18 protein-coding genes are annotated in these 23061 nt (G+C 37.8%); 10 read left to right on the forward strand and 8 right to left on the reverse strand.

Annotation, left to right across the window (positions count from 1 at the left end; translation table 11 throughout):
* The 5 genes from bcp (at nt 1) to JR347_RS14335 (ending at nt 6537) form a co-directional block, all read left to right on the forward strand.
* Nucleotides 1–450 carry a thioredoxin-dependent thiol peroxidase gene (bcp, locus tag JR347_RS14315; protein ID WP_205721274.1) on the forward strand — a complete coding sequence of 150 codons (450 nt, stop codon included), beginning with the start codon at nt 1–3 and terminating at the stop codon, nt 448–450.
* 114 nt (nt 451–564) lie between these two features.
* Nucleotides 565–3426 carry a M16 family metallopeptidase gene (locus JR347_RS14320; RefSeq protein ID WP_205721275.1) on the forward strand — a complete coding sequence of 954 codons (2862 nt, stop codon included), beginning with the start codon at nt 565–567 and terminating at the stop codon, nt 3424–3426.
* Nucleotides 3427–3550: 124 nt separating this feature from the next.
* Nucleotides 3551–4402, forward strand: coding sequence for a transketolase (locus tag JR347_RS14325; protein WP_205721276.1), 852 nt, complete (start codon nt 3551–3553; stop codon nt 4400–4402).
* A gap of 18 nt (nt 4403–4420) precedes the next feature.
* A complete protein-coding gene (locus tag JR347_RS14330) occupies nt 4421–5377 on the forward strand; it encodes a transketolase family protein (protein ID WP_205723923.1) in 957 nt (318 codons plus the stop codon).
* A 272-nt stretch (nt 5378–5649) separates the two neighbouring features.
* Nucleotides 5650–6537, forward strand: a complete 888-nt coding sequence (locus JR347_RS14335; protein ID WP_205721277.1) for a HAMP domain-containing histidine kinase — start codon at nt 5650–5652, stop codon at nt 6535–6537.
* Here the strand turns inward: JR347_RS14335 and JR347_RS14340 are convergent.
* Complete coding sequence (locus JR347_RS14340) at nt 6530–7531, reverse strand: homocysteine S-methyltransferase family protein (protein ID WP_205721278.1); 1002 nt, start codon at nt 7529–7531, stop codon at nt 6530–6532. The two genes, JR347_RS14335 and JR347_RS14340, sit on opposite strands and share 8 nt — an antisense overlap.
* Nucleotides 7532–7642: 111 nt before the next feature.
* Here JR347_RS14340 and JR347_RS14345 point away from each other — a divergent pair, with 111 nt between their 5' ends.
* Complete coding sequence (locus tag JR347_RS14345; RefSeq protein ID WP_205721279.1) at nt 7643–8542, forward strand: Ppx/GppA phosphatase family protein; 900 nt, start codon at nt 7643–7645, stop codon at nt 8540–8542.
* A gap of 25 nt (nt 8543–8567) precedes the next feature.
* Here JR347_RS14345 and ppk1 read toward each other — a convergent pair whose 3' ends face one another.
* Together ppk1 and gyrB are read right to left on the reverse strand one after the other, a co-directional pair.
* Nucleotides 8568–10748 carry a polyphosphate kinase 1 gene (gene ppk1, locus JR347_RS14350; RefSeq protein WP_205721280.1) on the reverse strand — a complete coding sequence of 727 codons (2181 nt, stop codon included), beginning with the start codon at nt 10746–10748 and terminating at the stop codon, nt 8568–8570.
* 117 nt (nt 10749–10865) lie between these two features.
* Nucleotides 10866–12824 (reverse strand): DNA topoisomerase (ATP-hydrolyzing) subunit B, encoded by a 1959-nt coding sequence (gene gyrB / locus JR347_RS14355; RefSeq protein ID WP_205721281.1) that lies wholly within the window; start codon nt 12822–12824, stop codon nt 10866–10868.
* Nucleotides 12825–12921: 97 nt separating this feature from the next.
* On the opposite strand from gyrB, the gene JR347_RS14360 reads away from it, so the two are divergent.
* Nucleotides 12922–14172 carry a leucine-rich repeat domain-containing protein gene (locus JR347_RS14360; protein WP_205721282.1) on the forward strand — a complete coding sequence of 417 codons (1251 nt, stop codon included), beginning with the start codon at nt 12922–12924 and terminating at the stop codon, nt 14170–14172.
* On the opposite strand, the gene JR347_RS14365 is transcribed toward JR347_RS14360, so the two are convergent.
* Genes JR347_RS14365 through JR347_RS14380 form a run of 4 tightly spaced genes read right to left on the reverse strand, consistent with a single transcriptional unit; the run spans nt 14160 to nt 18950 of the window.
* Nucleotides 14160–14528: a CoA-binding protein gene (locus JR347_RS14365; protein ID WP_205721283.1), complete on the reverse strand. Its 369-nt coding sequence runs from the start codon at nt 14526–14528 to the stop codon at nt 14160–14162. The genes JR347_RS14360 and JR347_RS14365 overlap by 13 nt on opposite strands.
* Nucleotides 14529–16097, reverse strand: coding sequence for an NAD(P)/FAD-dependent oxidoreductase (locus JR347_RS14370; protein WP_205721284.1), 1569 nt, complete (start codon nt 16095–16097; stop codon nt 14529–14531).
* Nucleotides 16098–16123: 26 nt separating this feature from the next.
* Nucleotides 16124–17947, reverse strand: coding sequence for a toxin-antitoxin system YwqK family antitoxin (locus tag JR347_RS14375; protein WP_205721285.1), 1824 nt, complete (start codon nt 17945–17947; stop codon nt 16124–16126).
* 37 nt (nt 17948–17984) lie between these two features.
* Nucleotides 17985–18950: a tryptophan 2,3-dioxygenase family protein gene (locus JR347_RS14380; RefSeq protein ID WP_205721286.1), complete on the reverse strand. Its 966-nt coding sequence runs from the start codon at nt 18948–18950 to the stop codon at nt 17985–17987.
* A gap of 68 nt (nt 18951–19018) precedes the next feature.
* Between JR347_RS14380 and JR347_RS14385 the strand changes: the two genes are divergently transcribed.
* Both JR347_RS14385 and JR347_RS14390 read left to right on the forward strand, forming a co-directional pair.
* Nucleotides 19019–20233 carry an acyl-CoA dehydrogenase family protein gene (locus JR347_RS14385; protein WP_235689685.1) on the forward strand — a complete coding sequence of 405 codons (1215 nt, stop codon included), beginning with the start codon at nt 19019–19021 and terminating at the stop codon, nt 20231–20233.
* Nucleotides 20234–20355: 122 nt separating this feature from the next.
* Nucleotides 20356–20901, forward strand: coding sequence for a hypothetical protein (locus JR347_RS14390; protein WP_205721287.1), 546 nt, complete (start codon nt 20356–20358; stop codon nt 20899–20901).
* On the opposite strand, the gene JR347_RS14395 is transcribed toward JR347_RS14390, so the two are convergent.
* Complete coding sequence (locus tag JR347_RS14395; RefSeq protein ID WP_205721288.1) at nt 20898–21974, reverse strand: DUF1573 domain-containing protein; 1077 nt, start codon at nt 21972–21974, stop codon at nt 20898–20900. The genes JR347_RS14390 and JR347_RS14395 overlap by 4 nt on opposite strands.
* Nucleotides 21975–22087: 113 nt before the next feature.
* Between JR347_RS14395 and trpS the strand changes: the two genes are divergently transcribed.
* On the forward strand, nt 22088–23056 hold the full coding sequence (gene trpS / locus JR347_RS14400; protein ID WP_205721289.1) for a tryptophan--tRNA ligase: 969 nt from the start codon (nt 22088–22090) through the stop codon (nt 23054–23056).
* The last annotated feature ends 5 nt before the right edge of the window (nt 23057–23061 follow it).

Here is a 23061-nt window from a genome sequence, read left to right on the forward strand (position 1 = left end):
ATGGAATTAAAAGCAGGTGACAAAGCGCCAGATTTTGAAGTAAATGATCAGAACGGCAATGCTGTTAAACTATCTGACTTCAAAGGCAAAAAGGTTGTACTCTACTTTTACCCTAAAGATAATACCCCGGGCTGTACGGCAGAATCTTGTAACCTGAGAGATAATTATCAAGCTCTTCAAGCTGCAGGTTACGAAGTGCTCGGTGTAAGTACTGATAGCGAAAAGTCACATCAGAAATTTATTGAAAAGCAAAATCTACCTTTTACGCTGTTGGCCGATACGGAGAAACAAATTCATGAAAAGTATGGCACTTGGGTAGAAAAACAGATGTATGGTAGAAAATATATGGGCACGGCCCGAGTTACATTCTTAATTAATGAGAAAGGTGTAATTGAAGAAGTTATTGAAAAGGTGAAAACTAAGGAGCACGCTGCTCAGATATTAAAATAAACAGTCCGTTTACATGAATAAAAGACCATTTAGAGATTTCTGAATGGTCTTTTATTTTTAAAACTTCACAATATCTATGTGTTCATTTACTTTAGCAGTTAAACCAACCCAATCATGAAAACCAAATATATATTTTTATTCGTTTTACTATCCACCAGCCTAAGCTTTGGTCAGACAAAGCTGATTGAAAAGGTAGAGCAGAAAGAGGGCGAGATAGTTATTCCCTATGAAAAATACGAACTGGAGAATGGCTTAACGCTGATTATTCATGAAGATCATTCTGACCCTCTAGTCCATGTAGATGTCACCTATCACGTTGGTTCAGCGCGCGAAGAGTTAAAAAAATCAGGTTTTGCTCATTTTTTTGAGCATATGATGTTTCAAGGCTCAGAAAATGTGGCTGACGAAGAACATTTTAAAATTGTAAACGAGTCCGGAGGAACATTGAACGGAACCACCAATCGCGACAGGACTAATTACTATGAAACGCTCCCAAAAAATCAGTTAGAGACCGCACTATGGCTGGAGTCCGACAGGATGGGTTTTTTATTAAGTTCTGTTACTCAAAAGAAGTTTGAAATTCAACGTGAGACAGTTAAAAATGAGAAAGGTCAGAATTATGATAATAGTCCATACGGTCAGTGGAGAGAAATTAACTCAAAGGCATTATATCCCTATGGCCATCCTTATTCATGGTTAACCATTGGTATTCTTGAAGATCTTGACCGAGTAGATGTCTCTGATCTAAAAAAATTCTTTTTAAGATGGTATGGGCCAAACAATGCTACACTTACAATTGGTGGAGATGTTGAAGTACAGGATGTAATTAGTAAGGTAGAAAAATACTTCGGTGATATTCCAAGAGGCCCTGAAGTTGAACCACTAAAGTTAGATCCTATCTCTATAGACACAGACAGATATGTTTCCTATTACGATAAAAACATTCGATTTCCTGCGCTATTAATGACATTGCCTACTGTGCCTCAGTATCATCCTGATGAGCCTGCATTGGATTGTTTAGGTGAGATTTTAGGCACTGGTAGAAGTAGCTATTTCTATAAGAAGTTTGTAGAAACTCAAAAAGCGATACAAGCCAGTGTTTTCCACGGCACAAGCGAATTGGCGGGTGAATTTACCATGTTTGTTTTGCCTTATCCCGGCAAATCACTCAGTGAGTTTGAAGCGGAAATGCGCCAGGCATTAGAGGAGTTCGAAAAAAATGGTGTTAAAGATGAAGATATCGAAAAGTTCAAAGCGCGATACGAATCTTCCCGTATTAACGGTTTGGCAACTGTAAGTGGTAAAGTGGCTCAACTAGCTGCATTTGAAACTTACACAGGTAACCCAAACTACATACAGGAAGAGCTTAAAAAGTATTTAGCTGTTACAAAAGAAGATGTAATAAGGGTTTACAACAAATATGTGAAAGGTAAACCAGCAGTTATTCAGAGTGTATTGGCAGAGGAAGATGGCCAACCAGCAAAACCTGACAATTTCGAGCCTACCATTGAAGGACCTAACCCCTATCCAACAACAGATTATAGTGGCTTAGAATATAAAAGACCTGAGAGCAGCTTTGATAGAAGTAAACGTCCTATTCCTAGCGCAAGTCCGTTAGTATCAGTACCTGAAGTATGGACTACTAAAATGAAGAACGGCATTAAGGTAATTGGTACTATCTCAGACGAAATTCCAACAGTAGCGATAGAGTTAACCATTAATGGTGGTCATAAAATGGAAGCCAATATGCTTGAGAAGTCGGGTGTAGCAGAAATGACCTCATCAATGCTCACCGAATCAACGGAGAATTATACTGCCGAGCAGCTATCTGAAGAATTACTAAAATTGGGAAGTAGCATCAGTGCCTCGGTGGATGATAACACAACTACGATTACTGTTCAAACACTTGTAAAAAATCTGGAACCGACCATCAAGTTGTTTGAGGAGGTGTTACTAAGACCAAAGTTTACTGAAGTTGATTTCAATAGAGTGAAGAAGCAACAATTGGAAGGTGTTAAATCGCAACAAAAGCAGCCTTCATCCATTGCTAGTAATGTGTATCGAAGATTGATTTATGGTGATGAACATGTATACTCCGTGCCAGCATCGGGTATAGAAGAAACAGTAGAAAAAATAACATTAGAAGATGTTAAAAATTTCTATACCAATTATTACTCACCATCATTATCTGAACTGGTAATTGTTGGGGACATCAGTAAGAATGACATCATTAAAAAACTCTCTTTTTTAACTAATTGGCAGGCCAAAGAGGTAACAATCCCTGATGTGAACGTGAATAAAAAAGTTGATCGAACAAAAATCTATTTGGTTGATAAAGAATCTGCACCACAGTCAGAAATTAGGATTGGATACCTTACGGACATGACCTACGATGCCACTGGAGAATACTTTGAAAGCTACCTGATGAATTTCAACCTGGGTGGCGCTTTTAACAGTAGAATTAATTTGAACCTTAGAGAAGATAAAGGCTATACTTACGGTGCAGGAATGTATTTCAGCAGTGACGATGATCCTGGACCATACACGGCCTATGCAGGAGTTAGAGCAAATGTTACCGACAGTGCTGTGTCAGAGTTTATGAAGGAAATAAAACTATATGCCGATAAAGGTATTAATGAAGATGAGCTGAGTTTTATGAAGAAATCGATAGGTCAGCGAGAGTCTAGAGCTTATGAAGCCCCTTGGCAAAAAACAGGATTCCTAAGAAGAATTCTACATTATGATCTGGATACCGATTACGTTAAGCAGCAAAACAAAATCATTGATAACATGACTGTGAAGCGTATTAATGAGCTTGCCTCTGAAAAACTACCATACGATAAAATGAATATTGTTGTAGTGGGCGATAAGAAAAATATTGAACCTGGTTTGGCAAGGTTAGGTTATGAGATTGTTCAGATTGATGAAAAGGGCAATGTCGTAAAAGACAATACTAAAATTGATACTTCGAAATAGATAGAACTAAACTATTAGAAAACCATCAGCCAGCTGGCTGATGGTTTTTTTATGCCATTTTTTACGGTGATTTCAAGTCTACTTATATGAATATTTTTAACTTCGCAGCATCAAATTATTTTCTATGAGCACTGCCCCTAATATCGAAGAACTTAAAAACATTTCATCCCAGGTAAGAAGAGATATCGTACGAATGGTACATGCTGTTCAATCCGGCCACCCAGGTGGTTCTTTGGGCTGTACCGAGTTCTTTGTCGCACTCTATTTTCATGTATTAAAACATGACAAATCATTTAACCCTGATGGTATAGGAGAAGATCTTTTCTTTTTATCCAACGGACATATTTCACCAGTATGGTACAGTGTTTTAGCAAGAAGCGGGTATTTCTCTGTTGATGAATTAAACACGTTTAGAAAGATAGACTCTCGCCTACAAGGCCACCCAGCTACTGAGGAAGGTTTGCCGGGTATCAGAATTGCTTCCGGATCCCTAGGTCAGGGCCTTTCTGCTGCATTAGGCGCTGCTCAAGCCAAGAAGTTGAATGATGACAAACACCACGTATATGTTTTGATGGGTGATGGTGAGCAAGATGAGGGGCAAGTTTGGGAAGCAGCAATGTATGGAGCGCACCACAAAGTGGATAACATAATCGCTACCATTGATTATAACCGTCAGCAGATAGATGGAAGTACGGATGAAGTAATGGGCTTGGGCGATTTAAAGGCCAAGTGGGAAGCATTTGGTTGGCAGGTAATTGAAAGCGAAGGAAATGATATTGAAAGCCTAATAAAATCATTAGCACAAGCCAAAGCCCTTTGCGGTAAAGGTAAGCCAGTAATCAACCTAATGAAAACAGAAATGGGTTTTGGTGTTGATTTCATGGTTGGCACACATAAGTGGCATGGTATCGCACCAAGCGATGAAGAGCTTGAAAAAGCCCTTGGCCAGTTAGAAGAAACATTAGGTGATTATTAAAAAAGAAAAGAAAAAGAAATCGTGACTAAGCTTACATATACAGAAAAGAAAGATACCCGTTCAGGATTTGGTGAAGGTCTTCTAGAACTAGGCAAATCAAACCCTAATGTTGTAGCACTTTGTGCTGACCTTACGGGATCATTAAAAATGGATGCTTTCAAAAAGGAATTTCCTGAAAGATTCTTTCAGGTTGGTATCGCAGAAGCAAATATGATGGGCCTTGCAGCTGGTATGACAGTGGGTGGAAAAATACCATTCACAGGTACATTTGCTAACTTTTCTACAGGTAGAGTTTATGATCAGATAAGACAATCCATTGCCTACTCGGGTAAAAATGTTAAAATCTGTGCTTCGCATGCCGGACTTACTTTAGGTGAAGATGGAGCAACCCACCAGATTTTAGAAGACCTAGGAATGATGAAAATGTTACCGCACATGACGGTAATTAATCCGTGTGATTACAATCAAACTAAAGCTGCTACAATTGCCATTGCTGAGCATGAGGGTCCTGTGTATTTAAGGTTTGGAAGACCAAAGTGGCCCATCTTTACCCCTGAAAATCAAAAATTTGAAATAGGTAAAGCACTGCACCTGGTAGAAGGTAAAGACGTTTCCATATTTGCCACGGGTCACATGGTATGGCAAGCTATTGAAGCAGAAGCTATTTTAGCAGAAAAAGGCATTTCTGCAGAGATCATTAACATCCACACCATAAAGCCGTTGGATGAAAAAGCCATTCTAGAGTCAGTTAAGAAAACAGGTTGTGCTGTTTCTGCAGAGGAGCACCAAATGAATGGTGGGTTGGGTGAAAGCATCGCTCAAACGCTATCTCGTAATCTCCCTACTCCATTAGAAATGGTGGCAGTTAACGATAGTTTTGGAGAAAGTGGTACACCTGAAGACCTTCTGGTAAAATATGGCTTAGGTCCACAGAATATTGTGGATGCAGCAATGAAAGCTATCAGTAGAAAGTAAATGTCGTTCATTACGGTACTTATTTTAACAGTTCAATCCTTCTAAATTTCACCTATCACACTTGTTTAGTTGAAATTAAATTCCGTTAATGGCGATATTTCTTAATGTCAGATTGCTTGCTGAGTAATACACCCGTATTGTTAACTTTAGTACTTGAATCAATTAATAGGCATACCCTAATTCTAAGATTCTGTACCTTTTCAATGTAATTACATCCGCCAGCCTAAATAATTGATCCTTTTTTTAGTATACTTATATTGAATTTGCAAGGTATGAGTATCGAGAAATTTTTCATTACAAACTTTTTGAAAGTTGCCTTACTAGGTGTTGGGATCGTACTCATACTTGATGCTATTATCTATCCTGAAGATACCTTATCCTTAATTATTGATGCTGCTATTTTAATTACAAGTATATTTTGCTACTGGTTAAGTAGAAATTATATTAGTGCAGCTACCATAGTTTTTGGAACAGTTGTGTTAGGCCTGATGCTATTGCAAAGTTTGACTGTTCCTGTTAATACAACCATATCGCTTTCCATTATATTAGTTATTGGTTTTGTATTTTCCATACTATTAAAGAAGGCAGTATTAGTTACAATGCATGCCATAACAATTTTATTATGTACCACTATTTTTATTTTGCAAGCATCCAATGCTGAACTAAGATTTCAGCAAGAACCGGTTGAAGTTCTTACGCTGGCTGTAACTTTTTTTATCCTTTATGGTGTACTCACCTCTTCAACATTCTTTCTAAAATCAAAATATGATTCCAACAGAAATCATTTAAAAGAATTGAATTCAAACCTTCATGATAAGGCTATGGAAATAGAGGCACAAAATGAAGAACTACTTCAAATTCAGGATAATTTAAACCAATTAAATATTGACTTAGAAAGGCAAGTAGAAGAGCGAACCAAGTTATTGAAGGAAAAGAATAAAAGATTACTTACATATAGTCATAATGTTGCTCACGACATACGAGGCCCCATTGCACGGTTACTGGGTCTTGCCAATATTAGTAAGTTAGATAAGGACAATAATCCTCATATTTTTATTTCTAAGATTCAAGAACAAACAGAAGAACTTGATAAAGTTATTAGAAAAGTAAGCCTTGGGTTAGAACAGGATGATCAAAATGATGAAGATAGAATTAGTTAAATGCTCCTTCAAATAATTTCAATTTTCTGGGTTGATACTTTGCTGCTAGCTCGGCAATAGCTTTTATGTGCTCGGGAGTTGTACCACAACAACCGCCAATAATATTTATTAAGCCTTCATCCAAGAACTCTTTAATTTGATTGGCCATCATCTCAGGTGTTTCGTCATATTCACCAAATTCATTAGGCAAACCTGCGTTGGGATGGGCGCTTACAAAGAAATCAGCATTTTTAGCAAGCACTTGTAAATAGGGCCTTAACTCTTTAGCACCAAGGGCACAGTTTAAGCCTATACTCAGTAATGGCATATGCTCAAGAGATATTAAAAATGCTTGTGTCGTTTGACCTGAGAGCGTTCGTCCACTGGCATCTGTAATAGTACCGGAAACCATAATTGGAATATCTTTACCCTCCTCTTCAAGTAGTTCAGAAATGGCGAATAGCGCAGCTTTTGCATTCAATGTGTCAAATACCGTTTCAACTAGAAACATATCTACCCCCCCATCTAGCAATCCTTTAGCTTGTTCTTTATATGCCTTACTCAATTCTTCAAAAGTAATTGCTCTAAAACCTGGATTATTTACGTCTGGTGAAATTGATGCTGTTCTATTGGTTGGCCCTATTGAGCCCGCTACAAAGCGTGGTTTATCAGTATATTCGTTGGCAACTTCTTTGGCAATTTTCGCAGACTCGTAGTTCAAATCATACACAACATGCTGCAAGTGATAGTCTGCCTGAGCAATGCTTGTCCCGCTAAAAGTATTTGTTTCTGCAATATCAGCACCTGCATCAAAATAAGCCCTATGGATATCCTTAATAATGTCGGGCCTTGTTATAGACAATAAGTCGTTATTACCTTTTAATGAACTCTCATGATCTTTAAATCTCTCTCCTCTAAAATCATCCTCTGTTAAACTATGCCTTTGGATCATTGTACCCATGGCGCCATCTAAAACAAGAATTCTTTTATTCAAAATATTTTTCAGATCACTCATGCATTTATTTTTTGTGTTAATGCTAAGATAAACACTTTTGAATATGGATAAGTTTATGATACTTGAATTAGTTATGTATTTTAGAACTTTACCTAAAACGTTGAAGTCGATTTGAAATTAGCAGCTATTGATATTGGTTCCAATGCCATTCGCCTACAGGTTACAACTACAATTCGCACTAAGGGGCAACTAAATTTTAAGAAATTAGAATATGTTCGTTTTCCACTCCGCTTAGGGCAGGATGTGTTTAACACCGGTTCCATTAGTCCGGAAAAAAAGGCTAAGTTCAAAAAATTAATGAAGGCCTTTAAGCTCTTAATAGACCTCTACGAAGTGGATGATTACATGGCTTGTGCAACGTCTGCCATGCGGGAATCTAAAAATGGTGCCGATATCGTAAAAGAGGTAGAAGAAGAATGCAAATTAAAAATCCGTGTAATTGATGGCGCTAATGAAGCACTATTAATCAATAATGCGATCAGCTCATTCCTCGATAAAAAGAAAAATTATTTGCATATAGATGTGGGTGGTGGTAGTACTGAACTCACTATTATCAAAGGAGGAATAAAAGTCATTTCAAGGTCTTTTAAAGTGGGATCCGTACGAAGATTGGAACACCATGACTCTCCTGTTATTTGGAAAAACATGAAGAAATGGGTGATTGATCAATGTGCCAAATACGATTCGCCAATAACAGCGGTGGGTACAGGAGGAAACATCAATAAACTCTTTGAATTGGCTATGAAACAACCAGGCGAGAAATTAGGAATTACCAAATTAAAGGAGGTTCAAAAATTTGTAAGAAATACATCTATTGAAGATCGAATAAACGAACTACAATTAAACCCCGACCGTGCCGATGTAATTGTGCCAGCTTCTGAAATTTACATTGCCGTGATGGATTGGGCCAAAGCCAAAAACATTATTGTTCCTGAAGTAGGTTTAAAAGATGGTATCATGCAACACCTTTACATTAAAAACACCTCACAGGAAAAGATTAAGTTTCTTTAATCTAATCGCTAGCTAATCATAATAATTAATCTCCGGTTTTAGCTTCTTCTACTACCCGCTCTCCGTTTAGTACAGATTCGGCTACAGGTGGTATAAATTTGGTGGTTAAGTCAAGATCAAGTAAACTATCTCTACTAACATTATAAAACTCTTTGTGAATGTTAAACTCTTGATCCACACCTGCACTCTTTTTAATGTAGGTACCATCTTCCTGCATCTGATACGAGTTAACATTATCCATCAGGTTATACTGCAGGATATTCTTTATTTGTCGCTGAATCAAATCATCGTTAATCATAAAGAGTGACTCTAAGCGCCTGTCGAAACTACGTACCATCATATCAGCGCTGCCAATGTAAACGATATCGTTTCCTTCATTGTGGAAGTAATAGATTCTTGAGTGCTCCAGATAATGCCCAACAATTGAAATCACTTCAATATTCTCACTTAACCCTACTCTACCCGGACGCAGACAACACATACCACGCACCACCAATTTAATTGGCACACCGGCCTGAGAAGCAGCATACAATTCATCGATACACTCTTTGTCTTGCAGTGAGTTAATTTTAATAACTATACCTGCTGGTTTACCATCTTTTGCATTCTGAGCTTCTTTACGAATTAGATTGATCAGCTGCTGCCTCATATCTTTGGGCGCAGTAATCAGGTTTTTATAAACGCTTGGTAATGAATGCCCTGTGATTACATTAAAGAATTCCGACACATCGTGAGCGTATTCATCATCAGTGGTTAGTAAGCCTAAATCTGTATATAACTTAGCCGTTGATTCGTTATAGTTTCCACTGGAAAGGTGAACGTAACGCGTAACCTTCTCACCTTCTTTTCTTACCACGAGCAAAAGCTTCGTGTGTGTTTTAAAGCTACTGATACCATAAATCACGAAGCAACCGGCCTTTTGCAGTCGCTGAGCTTCCCGCAGGTTATTCTCTTCATCAAATCTGGCTTTTACCTCAAATAGAACTGCAACGTGTTTACCGTTTTCAGCCGCCTTTAATAAGGATGCTGTTACACGAGAGTCTTTGGCCAGCCTGTATATGGTTATTTTAATGGCCAATACCCCTGGATCTTCAGCAGCTTTTTCGAGCAGCTCAATTACCGGCTCAATGTTATTATAAGGATGATGGAGCAATACATCTCTATCCTTTAGAACATCAAAAATGTTGTTCTCACCAATTTCAGGGTAGCTTAAAGGTGGTTTATTCGATGGCATTTCGAATAAGTGTTCCTTAAATTCATTATGCCGAACAATCTCCCAAAGGGCTGTAAAGTCTAAAACACTTTTCTTTTTGTAGCGAAAGATGTTATCGTCATTTAATTCCCAGCGTTCTTTCAATACTTTCAACATCCAGGAATCAGGTCGGCCAATTACCTCTAGCCTAACAACTCTACCCGTTCTCCTGGTTTTAAGTTTTTGTTTTAGCTCTTCAAGAAAGTTCGCTTCAATGTCATCACTTTCATCGAGGGTAAAATCTCCATTTCTTGTTATTCTAAACAGGTTAACCGATAGAATTTTAATATTCCTAAAGAGGTGATGGATGTTATTCTTGATGATATCTTCTATCGGAACAAAGTGTAACACATCATCCTTCTCTATTTCATAGAATCTGGGCAAGTTAGAAGGTATCTGAATAAAGTTGAGCTTTTTATTGTCATCTTCTGTTGAACGGGTTACAACACCAAATACCAACCTATTAGTACTAAGAATTGGGAACGTATGATAGCTATCATACGCCATGGGAGTAAGCATAGGATAGATTGTTGACTCGAAGTAGCTATTCACTTTTGCCCGCTCCTCTTGAGTTAATTTTTTGTAAAGAGTAATTGAAAAACCAAATTTCTCGAACTCAGGCATCAGGTTTTTCAAAAAGAGTTCATGCTGATCATCTGTAAACTCTTTTGCTCTGGATAATAGTACTTGCTTAAAAGGCTGTTCCCTGAGACCGGAATAGTCAAACCTTTGTTTGCCATAATCCAAGTAGTTATACAAACTTCCCACACGAATGGTAAAGAATTCGTCCAAATTTGAGCCTGTAATCGCCAAAAACTTTAATCTCTCGATGAGATTTTTGTTTACGTCTTTTGCCTGATCTAAAACTCGTTGATTGAATTTTAGCCAGCTTAAATCACGGCTTATGTAGTTACTTTTGGATATTTCTTTCTTCAGACGTTCAGGAATAACCATCTTATCTTTATTTAAATAATTCTACTTCAGTTTGATTAACAGCTAAGGATAAAAAAAAGTGCTGCGATAAATTACTTCCAAGTTCATCGCAGCACTCCATCTATCACAAGCTTAAAATTATATATCTACTTTAGCATATTTAGCATTCTTCTCAATGAATTCCCTTCTTGGCGCAACCTCGTCACCCATAAGCATTGAGAATAAGTGATCTGCCTCAGCAGCTGATTCAATTGTTACCTTTTTCAAACTTCTGCTTTCAGGGTTCATGGTGGTTGACCAAAGCTGCTCAGGATTCATTTCTCCAAGACCTTTGTATCGCTGTATACCTACAGACTCTTCTTTTCCATCCTTCGCCATTTCTTTGATCAGCGCTACACGTTCATCTTCTGTCCAGCAATAACGCTCATCCTTGCCTTTCTTTAACAAGTAAAGCGGTGGAAGAGCAATGTATACATACCCTTTCTCAATGAGTGTATGCATGTACCTAAAGAAGAAAGTAAGAATTAATGTGCGAATGTGACTACCATCCACATCGGCATCGGTCATGATGATGATTTTATGATACCTTAATTTAGAAATATTAAGTGCTTTGTCGTCTTCTTCAGTACCGAAGCTAACGCCTAGGGCAGTAATCATATTCTTGATTTCGTCATTCTCATAGATTCTGTGCTCCTGAGCCTTCTCTACGTTCAGAATTTTACCTCTTAAAGGCAAAATAGCCTGAAAATTTCTATCTCTACCTTGCTTGGCTGAACCTCCTGCAGAGTCACCCTCCACTAGGTACAGTTCGCAAATTTGAGGATCGTTGTTTGAGCAATCCGCTAGCTTTCCTGGCAAACCAGTTCCGCTCATTACATTCTTACGCTGAACCATCTCACGCGCTTTACGAGCCGCATGTCTAGCCTGAGCAGCAATTATTACCTTTTGAACGATGGCCTTTGCTTCTTTTGGATTTTCTTCCAAATAGTTTGTAAGCATCTCACCCACTACAACATCTACCGCACCACTTACATCAGAGTTACCAAGCTTGGTTTTAGTCTGACCTTCAAATTGAGGTTCAGCTACTTTAACAGAAATAACTGCTGTTAATCCTTCTCTAAAATCATCACCACTAATCTCAACTTTTACTTTATCTAAAAGTCCCGATTTATCTGCGTAGGATTTAAGTGTTCTGGTTAATGCTCTTCTAAAACCAGAAACGTGGGTTCCACCTTCTATGGTGTTAATGTTATTCACATAAGAAACCACATTTTCAGTGTAAGATGTATTATAATTAAGTGCTACCTGAACTGGGATTTCCCCTTTTTCACTGTCCATATAAACAGGTTCAGGAATCAATCGCTCTCTTGTGCTATCTAAATACGTAACAAACTCCTTTAACCCACCTTCAGAGTGGAACGTGTCTGTTCTGTTTTTACCATCATCATCTTGCTCACGAGTATCTTCTAAAGTAATGGTAATGCCAGCATTCAAGAATGAAAGTTCTCTTAAACGAGAAGCAACGGTTTCATAATTGTAAACGGTAACATTAAATATTTCTCCATCCGGCTTGAAGTGTACGGTAGTCCCTGTTTTATCAGTTGTACCTACTTCTCTAACACTATATTGAGGAACTCCTTTGCTGTATTCTTGCTCATATATTTTACCGCCTCGATGAACTGTAGCCTTCAACATGGTTGATAGTGCATTCACACACGAAACACCCACACCGTGAAGTCCACCGGATACTTTGTAAGTATCCTTATCAAACTTACCACCAGCATGTAGCACTGTCATTACTACTTCCAGCGCTGAACGTTTTTCTTTCTCGTGAATGTCGGTTGGAATACCCCTACCGTTATCACTTACAGTAATGGAATTATCGTTATTGATAACTACGGAAATGGTATCACAATGACCGGCCAATGCCTCATCGATTGAGTTATCTACAACCTCCCAAATAAGATGATGCAATCCTTTTACACCTACATCACCAATGTACATCGCAGGTCTTTTTCTTACGGCTTCTAAGCCCTCTAAAACCTGAATATTACCTGCTGAATAATCGCCTTTATTTATTTCTTTTTTCTCTGCCATAATCACTTTTCAAAATCTCCCAAAACTACACTTTTATGACCTTTTTTACATTGCTTTTTTCTTGTAATATTATCAACTAATTATTTAGTTTACAGATATGAAATTGGCATCTCTTATTCTGTTCATTTTAGGCTCTTTTGTAGCCAGTTTAGCACAAAATCAGGGCGAAGAAATATCTCAAGATTCTTTAAGGGAGCTGAGATTATCACGCAATAAATCAAGAGCTAAAGAACGGTATGAGTCTTATCTGTCAACGAAAGATAAATCGCAGGTTAAATTTCTAGATCTATCCTATCTTGATTTAGAGGAATTGCCAGATATTGTCTATGAGTTTAGAAATATCAGATCATTAGATATCTCAAATAATCATATAAAGAAATTACCAAAAGAAATTAATCAACTACAAAATCTTAAGTCGATTGTATGGAAGGATAACTTGAATGGTAAGCACAGAATTAAACTTAAAAAGAATAATACCATAACACGAATTAACCTGGAAGGAAATGATTTAAAAAAAATACCAAGGAAGCTACGGAGATTAAAGTCACTTCAAGCCATTGATTTAGGAAATAATAAATTCTTAAAAATACCTAATACAAGGCGTCTGAAGGAGTTAATTGATTTAGAATTAAGTGGAAACCCTATCAACTTATATAAAAGCAACTTTAAAAGAATTACTCAATTAGATAAGCTAAAACTAAATAAATGCGAGTTGGACTCCATACCCACAGAGTTGGCCTCTTTAACGCAGTTAAAGTTACTGCAGTTGGCAGGAAATAACTTAACCGGCATTCCAAAGGAGCTCGAAAAGCTTAATAAGCTGGAATATCTTACTCTTTATGATAATAAATTAACTGAATTGCCAGATGTTGTATACGAATTGGGCAGTCTGAAACAATTGGATCTTTATTATAATGAGATTGAGAAAGTTAGTCCTGAAATTGAAAACCTGACCAATCTGGAAATCCTATATATATCAAACAACCGATTATATTCTTTGCCGGAAGAGATTGGTAAACTTTCCAACCTTAAAGAATTATACGTTCATCACAACAGGCTTAGTTATTTGCCAGAATCAATTAAAAACCTTGATTCATTGAAAATATTGAGGATGAATAGTAATTATTTCTCTTCTCTTCCAAAAGAAGTGTATTATCTCACCAGTTTAAAAAACCTAGATTTTTCAGAAAATCAAATAGATGCTATCTCTGAAGAGATCACTAAATTAACTAATCTGGAACTCCTCTATTTTTATGGCAACCCCATTAATTTAGAGAATGAACCATTTTTACTTGTTTTTTTTGAGCAGCTACGCGCTCAAGGGTCAGTTGTCATTTACTCGGAGTAGCTGTTGGTGCTAAGTAATACCAAGGTACAGGCCATTTCAGTTTCTATACCATTTTTTGCAGCCAGCTCAACCAATTCAGGGTTTTCTGTACCCGGATTAAATATAATTCTCTTAGGCTTCAAGCCGATGATATAATCGTACCACTCCACCTGATTGTCAGGGCCAATATATAGGGTTACTGTATGTACATCATCGATAGAAGGTTTGGTTCTCAAATCTAAAATCTCCCTGCCAAACAACTGACCTTTTTTTATACCTACAGGAACAAACTCCATATCTCTGTCATTCAACATATTCGATGCTACATATGAATACCTTGCCGGATTGGTACTTGCCCCTATTACTACTGTTTTCATCTAATTATAATATTTGTTCACAATTGCTTCGGCACACCTCTCACCATCCATAGCTGCAGAAACTATTCCGCCAGCGTAACCTGCCCCCTCGCCACAAGGGAATAAGCCTTTTAATTCTACGTGTTCCAACGTTTCTTTATCTCTTGGAACTCTTACAGGCGAAGATGTCCTACTTTCAACACCTACAATCTGAGCTTCGTTCGTTAAATAGCCTTTCATTTTTTTGCCAAATCCTTTAAAAGCCATTTTTAGTCTTGCGTGAATAAATTCAGGCAAGACAGTGCGCATATCTACAGAATTAAGCCCTGGCTGATAAGATGTTTCATTAAGCTGATTTGAAATCTTACCATTAACAAAGTCTACTAACCTTTGGGCTGGAGCAACCTGAGTTTCACCTCCTAACCTAAACGCATCTTGTTCCACTTTTTGTTGAAATTTCATGGCTGCCAATTCACCATATTTAGAATAATCTTTCAAATCAGAATTTTCTACTGCTACAACGATTCCTGAATTGGCAAACCTACTGTCCCTTCGTGAGGGGCTCATTCCATTCACTACTACCTCACCCGGAGACGTGGCTGATGGTACAATAAAACCTCCAGGGCACATACAAAATGAAAATACACCTCGTTGCTCATTGTCCAGGTATGTTTGGTTTACTAGCGCATAGGAAGATGCGGGCAAATACTCGCCTCTATCTCCATCGCAACTGTATTGTATAGAATCAATTAACGCTTGCGGATGCTCCACCCTTACTCCCAATGCAAAGGGTTTAGATTCAATTTTCACTTTTCGATCATTCAATAAATGAAAGATATCTCTGGCTGAGTGACCGGTAGCTAATAATATGGCTTTAGCATTAATGAAGCTGTTGTCCAACAGCTTCACACCCTTTAAAGAATCTTGTTCAATTATGAAGTCTACAACCTTAGAATCAAACCTCACTTCTCCGCCATACTCAACAATTGTTTCACGTAGAGCCTGAACAATTTTTGGGAGCTTGTTTGTGCCAATGTGCGGATGAGCATCATAGAGAATGTCATCTTTAGCACCATGAGCTACCAATATTTCTAATATCCTTTGAAGGTCGCCTCGTTTTTTTGATCGGGTATATAACTTACCATCAGAATATGTTCCAGCGCCTCCTTCACCAAAACAATAGTTAGATTCGGGGTTTACAATATGTTCTTTATTAATAGCTGCCAGGTCTCGCCTTCTTGCGCGCACATCCTTACCTCTTTCCAACACGATTGGCTTAACTCCTAATTCAATTAATCGCAATGCAGCAAACAACCCTGCCGGTCCGGCTCCAATGATTATTACTTCCTCTGAATTTCTTACGTCACGATATTCTTTGCTAAAAGACTGTGAATCAGGCAATTCATTCACATAAATATCCGCCTGAATGTTTACCCAAACTTTTTTCTTACGTGCGTCAATGGAGCGTTTTTGTATTTGTACATATACACAATCAGAGGATTGAAACGCAGATTTTTTTAGTACATGCGTATGTAAATCGGTAGAGAAGGCCTCCTCAGGAGTGAGCCTTAGTGTTACTGTCTTTTTCAATGTTGTAAGGTTTTTATCCTTAAAATTTATCTCGAACCAGCGAATGAAAAGTTATACCCGAAGTTTACTCCGAAAGTATATGCAAAGGTAATTTTTCCTTTTTCTAAACTATCAAATGCCTCACCAAAGTTAGGATCGTTCTCAAAGTTTCGGTAACCAGAGCCAGCCCCAACAAATAGGTCAATGGTAAATCCTTTATCCCTGGTATTTTGCATAAGCCTATACCCGAGTAGAAGCATATACTCTACCCTTTGCTCTGAAGCACTGGCTCTCACGACATTATCAGGGAATAATATATTCTGTGTATTTACAAAGTGGCTTTCGTTACTAAACCTCAGCTCATGACCAAAGTACCACAGCGCATAATTTCTGGTGGTTTTGTTATAAAACTTTTGACGAATGCTTACACTATACCCTCGCGTAAAAACTTCTCCCAGTGGCACATCAAAATCTTCCGTATAAAACGGATCTCTAATGCCTTCGAATTCAAATTCATGCCCCAGACGCTCTTGCATATAAAACTCCATACCAAAAGGTATTCTTCCAATAAATGTAGCAAAGGGGTTAAAGCTCATAATCAAACCCTGAAATTCATTACCCTTGGCATCAAAGTAATTGAACTTTCTTCTGCCTTTATATTTGTATGCACCAACGCCATACTGTTTTCTTCTTGTTGATTTAGCCTCAACAATTTGCTGTTTTTCAATGGGCTGATCATATATTGGTTTATAATACCCCGATAATGTTCCATCATTTTTATACAATTCCCATCTTCCTACTTTCTTGTTATTTTCTTCAATGGTTCCTTTAGTTTGTAATGTGCCATCAGGGTAATAACCGTAATACTCGCCTCTTCCATTTGTAAAGTCGCACTCTCCTTCCAATTCACCACTTTCATAGTAGTACTTCCAAATGCCTTCATGTTTATCATTAACGATCGTTCCGACTAACCTTAACTTCCCACTTTTGTAATATTCCTTATACTCACCTGTACCTTCATTAAATTCCACTTCACCCTTAGACAAGCCATCTTCATAAAACAACCCCCAATGCCCTGATTTTTTACCATCAACAAAGGAGCCTTTGGAGCTAACCTGGCCATTATCGTAGTAATAGGTCCATTCGCCTGAAGATTCGCCCACTTTATTATAAGAACCTGTAGCCGACAATTGGCCATTTGAATGGTAGAATTTCCAATCACCTGTACGTTTACCATTTAAAAACAGACCTTCAGCCTGTTTACTTCCATCTCTATAAAAATATTTCCAAAGACCTACATGATGCGTCCCAGACTTTGGTCCTTCTGCTTTTATTTCCCCAGATGGGTAATATTCAGTGTATTTGCCTTTATCATAGGTGTAATCTATAGTGCCTTTTAATCTTCCGTCTTCATAATATTCTTCCCAATGGCCTTCTCGCTTATTATTGACAAAAATTCCTTTTTCTTTCAGTTCTCCACTTTCATAGTAAATGCGCCATTCTCCTCTCCTTTTCTGATTACTAATCTCACCCTCCATGCTTTTAGTGCCACTTTCATAGTAATACTCCCAAAAGCCATCGCTGCTGTTTCGTTTTACAACGCCTTTCATTTTTAGCGAACCGGTTTCGTAGTAGAAATTCCATTCCCCAACAGTTTCATTATTAACAAACTGCCCCTGAGACTCTACATTTCCATTTAGATAATAAGAGAGGTACTTACCTTGAAGGATATTAGAAATAGTATCTTTCACATAATACATTTCCTTTAGCTTACTCTTATCTTCATCGTGATAAACAGTGCGCAAGACTTGTGCTCTTGACGAAAAAGCCAGGAAAATAATGGAAGAAAATATAGTCAGCCTAAGTACCATAAACGACTATAAAGATAATCAATAAGAATTATAGCTGTTATTCCTGATTAAAAACCTCTTTGAGTACCCACGACTTACCCCATTGTTCTTTTTCCTCTTTACTCCATAATTCAGGGAAAAATATGATTTTTTGAAAGCGAGGTGGCAGGTATTTCTGCCAGTTAGTACCGCCTGTAGCAGCTATATCTTCAGGGTCTTTCTGTAAATATCTGACTGCCGATTTATAATGTGCCAATCGCCATTTCACGTTCGCATAAACATCAAAAATTCGGTACTCATTCATTAAGGCCTCATTATTTAGCTCAGCAAAATTGTTTTGATACACTTTCAATAAATTGTTCTGCTTAAAACTATTTGCTCTGGCCAGGAATTCATGCATGTATTTATCCTCAAATTGCTTCAGCGTAAGCGTTTTTTTGCCGGAAGCCAACTCAGTTGCCCCGCTGCGCCAATAAATCTTTTCCATGAGGTCTTCAATCGAAGATTTGGAATTAAACTGATCACGTGCGTCCACGTCTACCAAATTTAAAATGTCGGTAGAGCTGATTTCTATTAGTCGGTATTGTGCAGATTGAAAGCCACTGGCAGGAAGTAAAGACATCCTGAACTTTAGAAACTGTTCTTTGTCCATGCCATCAACCATCACAGAAAAAGAATTTTCAAGAACCTGAAAATAGCCATTGATTCGCTTCATTCGTTCAATAACGAAATCGAGCTCTGGCTTTTCCTTTTCAGCAATTTGATCAATTTCCCATAATATGAGTTTAAAAAACAGCTCAGTATGCTGATGGTAGGTTATGAAGATCATTTCATCTTTAAAACCTGTTTTAGGATTCTGCAGGCTTAGCAAAGTATCGAGATGCACATAGTCCCAATAAGTGAGATAATCGCTGTACAAGAGACCATCTAAATATGAAGACAGGTCTTGCCCCATCACCTGGTATTTCTCCTCTAACTTTTTTATTTGCTCCAGTATTTTTGGGTCAATTTCTGACTTATTCATGGACGTTTTACAATATATGTTTAACCTTGCGTAAATTTGAAATTTAAATACGAATAACCCAAATAAGAATGTCTACAACGTTTGCAAAGGCACAAAGCAAAAAGTCATCAGCAGATATGTTTGAGTCCCCAGACTTCTATCAGATCGATGATTTGCTTACAGAAGAACATAAATTAATTAGAAGCTCTATTAGAGATTTTGTGAAGAAAGAAATCAGTCCGTACATCGAAGATTGGTGCGAAAGAGCTCACTTCCCTTATGAGATAGTAAAGAAATTTGGCGATGTTGGTGCTTTTGGCCCTACAGTACCTCAAGAGTATGGTGGTGGCGGACTAGACTACATCTCTTATGGACTTATTATGCAGGAAATTGAGCGTGGAGACTCTGGAATGCGTAGTACTGCTTCAGTACAAGGGTCGTTAGTGATGTATCCTATCTATAAGTTTGGCTCTGAAGAACAAAAGAAAAAATTCTTGCCAAAATTAGCTTCAGGCGAGTTTTTAGGTTGCTTTGGCTTAACTGAACCAGACCATGGCTCTAACCCAAGCGGCATGGTTACCAACTTTAAAGATATGGGCGACCATTATCTTTTGAATGGTGCTAAAATGTGGATTTCTAATTCTCCCAAAGCAGATATTGCAGTAGTTTGGGCTAAAAATGAAGAAGGAAGAATCCATGGGCTTATTGTTGAAAGAGGAATGGAAGGCTTCAGCACTCCAGAAACTCATGGAAAATGGTCTTTGAGGGCAAGTACTACTGGTGAGCTTGTTTTTGACAATGTGAAAGTGCCTAAAGAGAATCTTCTTCCTGGCAAGAGTGGTTTGGGAGCTCCAATGATGTGTCTTGATTCTGCACGTTATGGAATTGCCTGGGGCGCAATTGGTGCAGCAATGGATTGCTACGATTCAGCAAGAAGATATGCAAAAGAGCGTATTCAATTTGGCAAGCCAATAGGATCATTTCAGCTAATTCAAAAGAAGCTCGCTGAAATGCTTACCGAAATTACCAAAGCACAATTGCTTAATTGGAAATTGGGTAAAATGATGGATGAAGGTAAAGCCACTACCCCTCAGATATCCATGGCCAAAAGAAACTCTGTAGAAATGGCATTAAAAATTGCCAGAGAAGCGAGACAAATTCATGGCGGCATGGGAATCACAGGAGAATATCCGATGATGCGCCATATGATGAATTTAGAGTCTGTTGTTACGTACGAAGGAACACATGACATTCACTTATTAATATTGGGTGCTGATATTACTGGCATACCGGCATTTCAATAAACCCCACTATTAATTGAATATTTAAAGCCTGCATCTGCAGGCTTTTTGCATTATAGGCTTTAGAAAACTTTGTTTATCAGACTATTATCTATATTTTCAATTTCTTAAAATAAAATTGAACTATGAAAAAACTGTACATTCTTGTTTTACCAGCCTTACTAAGCACCTTCAGCTGTTCTAACCAATCGAAAGAGGAAACTTCTGAAAATAACACCGAAGTTGTTGAAGAAACTACCTCTGAAGAAGTTGAAATTGAAGGCTTCAAAACAATAGAAAAGTTGGCCGCTTCGGTGGTTAAATCTTTAAAAGAAAGAGATTACGATAGCTATTATAGCCATATAATGACAAAAGAAATGGAGATGTCGCAGGCTGAAAAAATCCAGGATTCAACAATTAGAAAGGAGTTCTTGCACGAATACGGGTTTAGTTTGCATGAAGAGCAAGAGTACTTTGATAATTTACTTCACTTCTTCGACACCAAAAATATCGACCTAGATAAAGTTGTTATGGCTGATCTCGTATATACCGAATATAAAGGAGGCGAATATCATCCCTTGGAGTTGTACGAAGTTATTGTCCCAATAGAAATGGATTATGAGATTCCCATAGACTTTACTGTAATAAAAGTTGATGGTAAGTATTACCTTACTTCTGAATTGGGAGTTTAATTCTCAATGTATGCTTTCACTGTAACGCGTTGTGCAGAAGCTCTAGGATCATTAGAATAGATGGTAACGGACTTTTGTTGATTACCTCTTCTGCCATCAGAATCAAATATCACTTTAAGCTGGGTGCTTTCACCCGGCTTTATTTTTTTAGCATCCAGTGTACTTACTAAGCAAGAGCAATTAGGCACTACCTTTCTAATTTGCAATTCCGATTGCCCTTGATTGACAATAGTAAAGGATGTTTGTGCTGTTTCGCCATTCTTAATTCTGCCATAGTCATGTACAGATTCAGCAATAACAAGCTTAGGCGCTTTCTGTAGCTCCTCACCACTTAATGGAGGAAAATACTCTTCAATGGTCGCATAAACTGTTATTGGTTTTGATGCATTTTCCTTCTCATCCGTAAAAAACTCAACCTGATCATTCATAAAACCCAAGTCGTCCTTCAGCCCGGCATTGTAGGTAATTACCATATTGGTGATCGATTTAGGAGGAATAACATTTGATTCGAAAGCCATTTCAATATGTTTGGGCTTATTAATTTTCTCCAGAATCTTTACCGGCTTATCGCTTTGATTATATACTTCAAATTTGCGTTCTACTTGCTCTCTGTTTACATAAACTTTACCGATATTAACTGATGAAGTTTTGAATCTCAATGCACCGATCTCTTTAGGGTAATTTTCTTCTGGTGTTCTTGGCCTGGGAGTTACTTCACCACTTATATAAAGTCTGATTGGTTGGCGTAAAGATGTTGTAACTGTTAATGACTTATTGAATCTACCAGGCCTATTTCTTGGATTGTATTGCGCTTGAATAAAACCTGTTTCACCAGGGGCTACAGGCTCCCTGCTCCAGGCGGGCGTTGTACAACCACACGATGCTTTCACATTCAAAATTTGAATGCTGTCTGAGCTATTGTTAGTGAATTTAAACTCATGAATGATTGGTCCGTCCTCCTCCTTCACCACACCAAAATCATGTGACATTTCAAGAAATTTTATCTGCTCCACCTGTTGAGCAAATAAATTACCAGCCAGAAACCATAGTAATAACACTCCAATGCCTCTCATAATCCTTTATTTTTCACTAAACTATAGAATCAATACTTAAATTGTAAACGACAATTGATTTTAACATTCACTTAACAAGGCTTATCATTGTGCAGTTTTTATAATACGTAGCTATGTCGAGGATATTAACAGGAATTCAGAGCAGTGGTCGCCCGCATTTAGGTAACATTTTAGGTGCCATCGTTCCAGGTATTGAGCTTTCAAAAAATGAAAAGAATGAGTCATTGTTTTTTATTGCTGATTTGCACTCGCTCACTACCATAAAAGATGCACAGGTACGTCAGGAAAATATTAATGCCACAGCAGCAGCATGGTTAGCTTTTGGTTTCGACACAAAGAAAAACATCTTCTACAGGCAATCGCACATACCTGAAGTGTGTGAGTTAACTTGGTATCTAAGCTGCTTTACGCCATATCCTATGCTGGCCAACGCTCATTCATTTAAGGAAAAATCTGATAAGCTTTCTGATGTGAATGCTGGTTTGTTCACTTACCCCGTATTAATGACTGCAGATATCATTCTATATGATGCTGATTATGTACCTGTGGGCAAAGATCAAAAACAACATTTAGAAATTGCGCGAGATATTGCCAATGCATTCAATCAGGCTTACGGGGAGACATTTGTATTACCTGAACCGAAAATTGATGAGAGGGTTATGACTATTCCGGGTACTGATGGTCAAAAGATGAGCAAATCATATGGAAATACAATTGATATCTTTTTACCCGATAAAAAATTAAGAAAACAGGTAATGAGTATAATTACCGATAGCACTCCACTTGAAGAACCAAAAGATCCTGATACGTGCAATGTTTTCTCTATCTATAGTTTACTAGGAACTGAAAGTCAGGTTAAAGAAATGCGGAATAATTATGAAGGCGGTAACTACGGTTATGGTCACGCAAAGCAGGCCTTGTTTGAACTTATAGTGCAAAAATTTAGTAAAGAGCGCGAAATTTTTAACACTTATATGGAGTCTCCAGAACTAATTGATAAAGAATTGCGTGAAGGTGAAGCCAAAGCCAAGGCTATAGCTACGAAAAAATTGGAAGTGGTAAGAGCAAAGCTCGGTTTTTAATTAAT

Source organism: Fulvivirga lutea, from assembly GCF_017068455.1.
GTDB classification, from domain to species: Bacteria; Bacteroidota; Bacteroidia; order Cytophagales; family Cyclobacteriaceae; genus Fulvivirga; species Fulvivirga lutea.